We start from the raw sequence: 7,854 nt of genomic DNA, 5'->3' as shown, positions 1-7,854 counted from the left end.
CGGGTGTTCGGTGTCGACGCTGAACGCCCAGCCTGACGGCCGGTTCCCGGCGCGGCCCAGCGAGCGACCGAGGAAGGCGGAAACACTGGCCGCGTACGTCGCCGCCACAGACCACGACCTGGGTGTCGCTCACGACGGCGACGCGGACCGGATGATGGCGCTCGACGAGGACGGCGCGTTCCTCGAGGGCGACGAGCTCCTCGCGTTGTTCGCGCGGGCGGTCGCGGGCGACGGCGACCAGGTCGCCGTCCCGCTGAACACGAGCATGCTCGTCCAGGACGTCCTCGCAGACGTCGGCGCGTCCACGGTGCGAACGCCCGTCGGCGACGTGTTCGTCGCGGAACGCGCGAGCGAACCGGGCGTCGTCTTCGGCGGCGAACCCAGCGGCGCCTGGATCTGGCCCGAGGAGACCTTGTGCCCGGACGGCCGCTCGCCGCCGCCCGACTCTCCGCACTCGTCGACGATCGCGGGCCGCTGTCGTCGCTCCGGGCGGACCTCGGGCGATACCCGCTGCGCCGGGACAGCGTCGAGACGGACGAGAAGGCCGCGGTCGTCGACCGTGTGGAGTCGACGGTCGCCGCGGAGTACGACGACGTCCAGGGACTGGACGGCGTGCGAGTGACGGTCGACGACGGGTGGTTCCTGGTGCGCGCGAGCGGAACCCAGCCGCTCGTTCGCGTGACCGCGCAGGCCCGCGACGACGAAGCCGTGGACGCTCGGTTCCGCGAGGCCAGGGAACTCGTCGAGGCCGCCCGGGAGAACGTGGAGCGACGCGCCGACTGACGTACCGGACTGGCCCACGGGCGGAGTGGTCGCGGCACGCTGCCACGTCGGCGGAGTGGGTGTTCGTCAGTGCGAGTGTGTTTTCGCTTCGTATCCCCAGGCGAGGTTCCCGCTACCGCTCGGCGGCGCGCTCTCGTACGTCAGCGTAATCGTGTCCGCGTCCTTCTCGGAGACGTAGAAGCGCCCCGCTGCGTCCGCGCTCTCCGCCCAGACGTTCGCCACTACCGCTGGCTCGGTGAGGTTGTGGGGGATGTCGTACGAGGACGCGCCCGACCCGCTGGTCGCGTACGTACCCGTGTCCTCCGTCTGATAGCCGAAGTTCCGGCGGACGGGGTTCGATGGTCCCGGGACGTCGATGCCGGACTCGACGTCGTTCGAGACGACCTTGCACTCCGTGGCGTCGATCGCGTTGATGTCCGTGCCGCTCGTCGCGTCGAACTTGTTGTTCGTCACGAAGACGTTGCTGGTCTCGTAGACGAGGACGGCGTCGTTCCCGCCGCCTGCGAACGTGTTCGCGGCGACGAGTCCTGGACCCTTGACGAGAAGTCCACGGTTGTCGTAGTGTCGCAGTTCGTTGCCGGTGGCGAGCGTCATCGCTCCGTTGGTCGTGACAGCGTAAGAGCCGCCGATCCTGTCCATCGAGTTGCTGAGGAACCGGATCGCGCCGGAGATGTTGCCGGCGGCGAGGACGAAGCCGTCGACGTGCTCGAAGTGGTTCCCGAGGACGTTCACCTCCTGAATGGCCGAATCGCCGATCTCGCCGAGTTGGATCACGTTCGACCCGCAGTCGGTGTGGACGTTCTCCGTGAAGCCGAAGAACTCGCAGGTCTCCCCGTCGGGCGTCCGGAACCGCAGGACGTCGCCCTCGACACCGTTGACGTCGTTGCCCGCCATCGTGAGCTTCCGTAACCCGGCCGGATGGTCGTAGAGGTTGACGCCCATCCCATCGATGTCCTTGAATTCGCACCCGTTGAAGACGACCTCCGAGGGGTCGCCGCGGTTCAGGTACGCGTCCCCTTCGAGGTTCCGGAACTCACAGCCCGTGACGTACGTGACGTCGGCACCGGAGATGATGCCGTTCTCGGCGTTCGCGAACCGGTTGTCGGCGAACTGCACCACGCCACCCATGTGAACGTCCGCGTCGTCCTCGTAGTACTCGTTGGACTCGAAGGTGAGCAGCCGCGGGAATCCGTCTCCACCCGTCCCGCCGACCGTGGTGCAGTGGTTCTTGGTGTCGTGGAAGACGTTGTTCCGCACGCGGACGTTCCGCACCGCGTCAGCGAGCGTGACGCCGTACCCGACACCGCCGGCTTCGTACCTGATGTCGTGCATCTTGCAGTTGTTCACCGCCGAGTATATCGTGGACAGGTAGATGACGCCCGAGTGCCCGAGGCCGCGGAACAGAACGTTCTCGACCAGAATCCGCTGCCCGTACGTCGCGATGACGCCGGACCGGTACGCCTCCTGGTCAGTGCCCACGAACGCCATGTCACGAATGACGACGTTCTCGACGTCGTCGATGGCGATAGCTTTCGCGTCGTTTGCCGTGCGGTACTCGTCGAACAGTCCCCCCGAAGTCAGTTCGAGTTCGCCGCTCGCCTCGTCTACCGACGTGATACGGCGGATCTCCCCGTACGGCTGGTCGCGGTACTCCGTCGTGCGCTCCGTGTTCACGAGGACGAGGTTGTCGGCGTCGAAGGGGGACGCGTCCGTGACCGAGAGGAGCCGGTCAGTGGAGTTGGCGTCGGCCGCGAGCGGGGCCGACTCGCCTCGCTCGCCTTCCACGCGGAAGCCGGCGCTTCCCGCGACTTCGATGGTCGTGTCGGTTCCCATCCCCTCGAGTATCGTCCCCGTCTTGATGTTCACTGGGTCGGGCGCAACGTAGTGACCGTCCTGGATGACGATCTTCGACGCGCCCGAGTCGACGGCGGCCTGGACCACGGCACTGAAGTTGTCGCCGCGCGCGACGATTTCGTCGGCCCCGTCCGCGAACACCGTTCCGTCTTCGTCCTTCCAGACGACGACGTCGGCGCTCCGGGAGTCCGTTAGCAGGTGGTCGGTTTTCACGACGCCGCCGGCGAACCCCTCGACGTTCGCCGCCTCGCCGGGATCGTCGACGGTCGTCGTTTCGGCGTCGCCCGAATCGTCGCCGGACGACAGACACCCACTCATCGCGGCGATCGATCCACCAATCTCCAGCACGTCTCGTCGGAGCAGAGAGAGGTTGTCACCCATGCCAAGGCCTGACAGCGTCGGCCGGATTACTATACATCTGTTAAGTCGACCCAGCAATGACACGAACTGTGGCGTCCACGGCTGAAACACCCCAAAACCGGGGCGTTCGCCGGGTCGTCGTTTTAGCTGAAAGATAGTAAAACGGCTCTGTGTCGTCTACGCGAGTAGCGATGACAAGACAGAACGACAGACGGACGCGGCGGGCGGTGCTCGGAAGTATCGCCACCGCCGGCCTGATCGGCGTCGCTGGCTGTTCGAGTTCGGCGTCGTCCCCGACCGAGACCACGTCGACGAACGAGACGACGACCACCGCCAACCAGACGACCCAGCAGACGACCACGACCGCCGAGCCGCAGCTCGCCGAGACGGAGGTGTTCGAGGACTTCGAGGACCTCTCCCAGTGGAGCGTCGAGGGCGGGTCGCTCGAGGCAGACGACTCGACGGTGTACGCGGGTTCGCAGTCCGCGCGGCTCGAACGCGGCGACGGACCGGTCGTGTTGACGCGCGACGTGGACCTGGACCTCTCGAGCGAGAACCTCTCGATGGCGTTCCGAATGGATTCGCCGGGGAACGCCGTCGTCCAGCTCGCCATCCAGGCGCCGGACGAGTCGAACCAGCTCGTACTCGGGGAGGGAGTTCGACAGGAGACCAGTGGGAACTGGCTGCGGATAGACGCCGGCGCCCGTGACGTCACCGGCCTCCCCGAACTCGAGAACGTCCAAAAGCTCAGTGTTCGCGTCCGCGGCGGCGAACGAAACACGAAGTTCTGGGTGGACGACCTCCGTCGCGTCCCGTCGCCCGAAGAAGGCCACGCGGTGGTGTTCTTCGACGACGGCCTCGAATCCGCGTACACGGAGGCGTTCGACGTGCTCTCCGAGCGCGACATGCCGGCCACGGTACCGGTCGTGACAGACAACGTCGGCGACGACGGCAGTCTCAGTCTCGACCAGCTCGGCGAACTCTCGTCGAACGGCTGGGCAGTCTGTTCGCACACGAGCACGCACACGAACCTCGAGGACATCTCCCGGCTGACCGCCGAACAGGAGATCGTGAACGCCAAGGAGTGGCTCGTCGACCAGGGATTCGAAACCGGCTCGCGGTGGCTGGTCTACCCCTTCGGTGGCTTCAGCGACGCCGTGACGAGCTTCGCGGAGAAACACCACGACCTCGCGTTCCGTTACGTGGGCACGCGAAGCATCGGGTCCGGCCGTGTCACCGAGCCCATGACCGTCTCTCGGGGCGACGCCAGCGACCTCGAGATAGCGAAGAAGATGGTCGACCTCGGCAAACTCTACAACGACATCGAGCTGTTCACGTTCCACGACATCAACGAACGCGGCGACGGCCTGGCCGTGACACCGGGAGAGTTCGAGGAGTTCGTGGACTACCTCGACAACAGTTCGCTCAAAGTCACGACCCCCGAGACGATCCACACGGACCTGCGCGCGGACGTCTCGGACGGAGGGTGACCGACGCCGGGCTGGGGTTTCTCGGTGAAACGCCCCGAAATTGGGTTTAGAAGCTTTGTAAGCGGCGAAACGGTCATTCTAGCTTTTACGGACTGGGTCAGTACCGGGACGTACATGAGCGAAGTGAGACTCGAGGCAGTCGACGAAACCATGGAGCGTATTCTGGAGTTCACGAGCTTCCAGCGCGACCTGCTGTTCGTCATTGCAGGGTCTGAGCGGGCCAGCGGCCAGGAAGTGAAGGCCGAACTGGAGGACTCGACGGGCGAGTCAATCCTTCCGGGACAGCTCTACCCCAACCTCGACGAACTCCACGAGGCGGGCCTCCTCCGGAAGAGCAACCGCGACGGCCGCACGAACGACTACGCGCTCACAGAGTGCGGCCGCGAGGTGCTCGCGGAGCTGTGCCGCTGGCAGTGCGCGCACGCCCAAACGGAGGAGTTCTCCGACGTTCAGGTGCCCGAGTACTGAGTCTCGGACGGCCAAGGCGGCCGAGTACCGGAGCGACACACGACCGACAGCTGAATCCTCGGCGGGAACGACTGCGAGCGTCGCTTGTTCTACCCGGTTCGGCGGAGCGACCCGGGGACGCTTACTCGACGTATAATAACGGCACGTGGATGCGAAGCTACGGGCGACGAGCCAAATGTACGAAGGACACTCCATCGCGGCCGTGATTCCGGCCTACAACGAGGAGTCGTTCATCGGAGAGGTCATCGAGACGCTTCCCGATTTCGTCGACCGCGCGTACGTCGTCGACGACGCCTCCACGGACGACACCTGGACGGAGATACAGACACACGCCGAGCGCGTCAACGACGCCAAGCCAGCGGAGAGTCCCGTCACGGACGGCGGGGTCGAACTGGACCCGCGGGTCGTCCCCATCCAGCACGACGAGAACCGGGGCGTCGGCGGCGCAATCAAGACCGGCTACCGTGCGGCCCTCGACGACGGCGTCGACGTGACGCTGGTCGTCAGCGGGGACGGCCAGACGGAGCCCGACATCCTCGAGCGCATCCTCGAGCCAGTGGCCGCCGGGGAGGCCGGGTACGCCAAGGGGAACCGACTGCTCGACCAGGACCGCGATGCGATGCCGCGGTTCCGCCAGGCGGGCAACTTCGTGTTGACGTTCCTCACGAAGATCTCCAGCGGGTACTGGGGGATGATGGACCCGCAGAACGGGTCGACGGCTATCTCCCGGGAGGCCCTGGAGGCCGTCGACATCGCGGAGATGTACGAGGACTACGGCTACTGCAACGACCTGCTCGCGCGCCTGAACGCCGCGGGCGTGACGGTCGCGGACGTCTCCCGCCGGGCGGTCTACGAGGACGAGGAGAGCCACATCGACTACCGGACGTACATCCCGAAGGTGTCCGTCCTCCTGCTCGGGAACTTCCTCTGGCGGCTCCGCTCGAAGTACCTCTCCGAACAGTTCCACCCGCTGCCGCTGTTCTACTACGCGGGTGCGGTCGCCGCGGGCGGCGGCCTCGCGTCGCTGCTGCGCCGCGCCGCCAGCAGCGAGTCCGACGGCGTCGTGGAGTCGCTGACGCTGGTCTCCGTCGGCGTGCTCGGACTGATTGCGGGCATGGTGCTGGACCGCGAGGAGAACCGCGGAATGACCGTCCAGAAGTACGATCAGTGACTGCAGAAGTCCGTCACTGCGAACGGGAGGTGTCGACGCCGGTCCGCTATTCGGAGTGATTGGCGAAACTGGCGACCAGTTTAGCGGGTCCGTTGCCCGTCAGCGAACCAGGTGAACGAACGAGAACGTCTGTGACAACGTTCCGTACGGTAGTTTATTAGGGCCGCCACCTCTTAAACTCACAATGACTGTTCACTCCGGTCTGGGTGGCGTCCAACGCGAGTTCGACTGGGCGACCGTGACACCCGGTGTGGCCATCCTGGAGTCGATCGCGATGCTCGAATACGGTGAAGTGACGAAAACGACTGACGTGCTTGCGAAGCCATTGACCGACTATCTCGAGGTGGACTCGCTGAACATGCTCGTCGAGAGCAACAGCGAAGTCTCGATATCGTTTGTGGTCGACGACTACCAGGTAGAAATCGAGGGGGACACTGTCGGCGTCACCTCGACGAACCTCACAGTCAACAGCACGCGGTAAATCCAGTCGCAAACCTGGGTGGCGATTCAGCCGCTTCAGGTCCGGGATGTTCTGAGTACCGAACCGCTTGCTGGCAACTACTGCTGAGGGTCTGTCACGAGCGGAAACGCCGACAGTCGCTGGCTGTCGATCACCGGGAGGCAGTACGTGGGTTCGTGGTCAGCGCTCGACGTGCTGGCAGTAGTCGTCGATGTTGTAGCGCTTCTCGACGAACTGCTCGTCGAGGAAGCGGGCGGTTCGGGCGAGCCGGCTGTCGACCTTCTCGCGGAACCGTTCGACGAAGCCCGCGTCTAGCTCACCCCAGAGCCCGGGGTGGACGAGCACCTGCATCTTCGACGGCAGACCGTCAGCCAGCGGGTGCGCTTCCCGCCAGCGCTGATTGGAGTCGCCGCGGTACGTGATCTCCTCGAAGAACCGGCGCTCGTACGTGCTCGTGAAGCCGTCGTAGGACCGCCGGAACACCCACTCCGGCGGCCGGTGGAACGACACGGCGTCGGTCGGGTCGCTGCAGACCTGCTCGAAGGCAGTGCGTTCGTCCTGGACGCAGTCGGCGAGCACGTCGCCGTCCGGTTCCTCGGTGAAGTGCTGGTGTGTGCTGAAGTGGAGGCCGACGTCGTGTCCGAGCGCCTCGAGTTCCTCAACGACCAGTCTGACTGGCCTGTGATGGAGGTTGTACAGGGGAGACGTGACGAGGAAGAAGTACGTCGCGGTGACGTCGCGGGAGGCCTCCATGCGTGCGAGTTCGAGCGCGTTCCGGGGCGACCAGTCGACGTCGTGGCGGAGGAGGACGTCCCCGTCCGTCACGGGCTGGTCGTACGTGCGGAACTGGTAGCCGTGGTCGTGGAGTTCGTCGAGGAACTCGCCGTACCAGTCGTACGTGAACTCCACGTGCTCCGCGACGGCATCGGTCGTGACCTGTCCGCTGGTGTCGGTCATGGTTCGTCCCCGACTGGCTCTGCAGGCGACCCGACGACGAGCGCCCCGGCTGAAACGTCATCCAGGACGGTGGCGTGCATTCCGAGTTCGGCGTCAGCGCCGACCTCGACGTCGGTCGCGACGCTCACGTGCGGGTGGACGGTGGTCCGGTCTCCGACGGTCGCGCCGCCAGCGAACCCGCACCCGTAGGCGACCGTCGCGTCCGCACCGACCTCGGCCTGGTGGGCGACGTGGACGTTCGCGCTGAGTTTCGCACCGCGTCGGACCCTGGTCTCGCCGAAGACAGCGCGGTCGATCGAGGTGTTCGGACC

6 protein-coding genes and 2 pseudogenes are annotated in these 7,854 nt (G+C 65.7%); 5 read left to right on the top strand and 3 right to left on the bottom strand.

Going from position 1 to position 7,854, the window contains the following annotated elements:
• Window positions 1-783: pseudogene (locus tag GRX66_RS14315) on the top strand (phosphoglucosamine mutase); the annotation flags it as partial.
• Window positions 784-849: 66 nt separating this feature from the next.
• Here the strand turns inward: GRX66_RS14315 and GRX66_RS14310 are convergent.
• Window positions 850-3,018 (bottom strand): right-handed parallel beta-helix repeat-containing protein, encoded by a 2,169-nt coding sequence (locus GRX66_RS14310; RefSeq protein ID WP_159527164.1) that lies wholly within the window; start codon window positions 3,016-3,018, stop codon window positions 850-852.
• 170 nt (window positions 3,019-3,188) lie between these two features.
• On the opposite strand from GRX66_RS14310, the gene GRX66_RS14305 reads away from it, so the two are divergent.
• The 4 genes from GRX66_RS14305 to GRX66_RS14290 all read left to right on the top strand — a co-directional run bounded on the left by GRX66_RS14305 (window position 3,189) and on the right by GRX66_RS14290 (window position 6,607).
• The gene (locus GRX66_RS14305) at window positions 3,189-4,487 is read left to right on the top strand and encodes a polysaccharide deacetylase family protein (RefSeq protein WP_159527163.1); all 1,299 of its coding nucleotides are present in this window, start codon (window positions 3,189-3,191) and stop codon (window positions 4,485-4,487) included.
• A 114-nt stretch (window positions 4,488-4,601) separates the two neighbouring features.
• Window positions 4,602-4,955: a PadR family transcriptional regulator gene (locus tag GRX66_RS14300; RefSeq protein WP_233745539.1), complete on the top strand. Its 354-nt coding sequence runs from the start codon at window positions 4,602-4,604 to the stop codon at window positions 4,953-4,955.
• A 175-nt stretch (window positions 4,956-5,130) separates the two neighbouring features.
• A complete protein-coding gene (locus GRX66_RS14295) occupies window positions 5,131-6,126 on the top strand; it encodes a glycosyltransferase family 2 protein (RefSeq protein WP_159527162.1) in 996 nt (331 codons plus the stop codon).
• A gap of 184 nt (window positions 6,127-6,310) precedes the next feature.
• A complete protein-coding gene (locus tag GRX66_RS14290; RefSeq protein ID WP_159527161.1) occupies window positions 6,311-6,607 on the top strand; it encodes a hypothetical protein in 297 nt (98 codons plus the stop codon).
• Between the two features lie 159 nt (window positions 6,608-6,766).
• On the opposite strand, the gene GRX66_RS14285 is transcribed toward GRX66_RS14290, so the two are convergent.
• Together GRX66_RS14285 and GRX66_RS14280 are read right to left on the bottom strand one after the other, a co-directional pair.
• Window positions 6,767-7,543, bottom strand: coding sequence for a hypothetical protein (locus tag GRX66_RS14285; protein ID WP_159527160.1), 777 nt, complete (start codon window positions 7,541-7,543; stop codon window positions 6,767-6,769).
• Window positions 7,540-7,854: pseudogene (locus GRX66_RS14280) on the bottom strand (DapH/DapD/GlmU-related protein); the annotation flags it as partial. The pseudogene GRX66_RS14280 and the gene GRX66_RS14285, both read right to left, overlap by 4 nt.

Source organism: Halobacterium bonnevillei (assembly GCF_009831555.1).
Classification (GTDB): domain Archaea; phylum Halobacteriota; class Halobacteria; order Halobacteriales; family Halobacteriaceae; genus Halobacterium; species Halobacterium bonnevillei.
Note: the sequence above shows the minus strand (reverse complement) of the source record. Positions and strands in the feature narration are given on the sequence as shown.

Coding starts and splice junctions, on each gene's coding strand:
- GRX66_RS14295 (WP_159527162.1), top strand. CDS start 5,131: ATGTACGAAGGACACTCCATCGCGGCCGTGATTCCGGCCTACAACGAG.
- GRX66_RS14310 (WP_159527164.1), bottom strand. CDS start 3,018: ATGGGTGACAACCTCTCTCTGCTCCGACGAGACGTGCTGGAGATTGGT.
- GRX66_RS14285 (WP_159527160.1), bottom strand. CDS start 7,543: ATGACCGACACCAGCGGACAGGTCACGACCGATGCCGTCGCGGAGCAC.
- GRX66_RS14300 (WP_233745539.1), top strand. CDS start 4,602: ATGAGCGAAGTGAGACTCGAGGCAGTCGACGAAACCATGGAGCGTATT.
- GRX66_RS14290 (WP_159527161.1), top strand. CDS start 6,311: ATGACTGTTCACTCCGGTCTGGGTGGCGTCCAACGCGAGTTCGACTGG.
- GRX66_RS14305 (WP_159527163.1), top strand. CDS start 3,189: ATGACAAGACAGAACGACAGACGGACGCGGCGGGCGGTGCTCGGAAGT.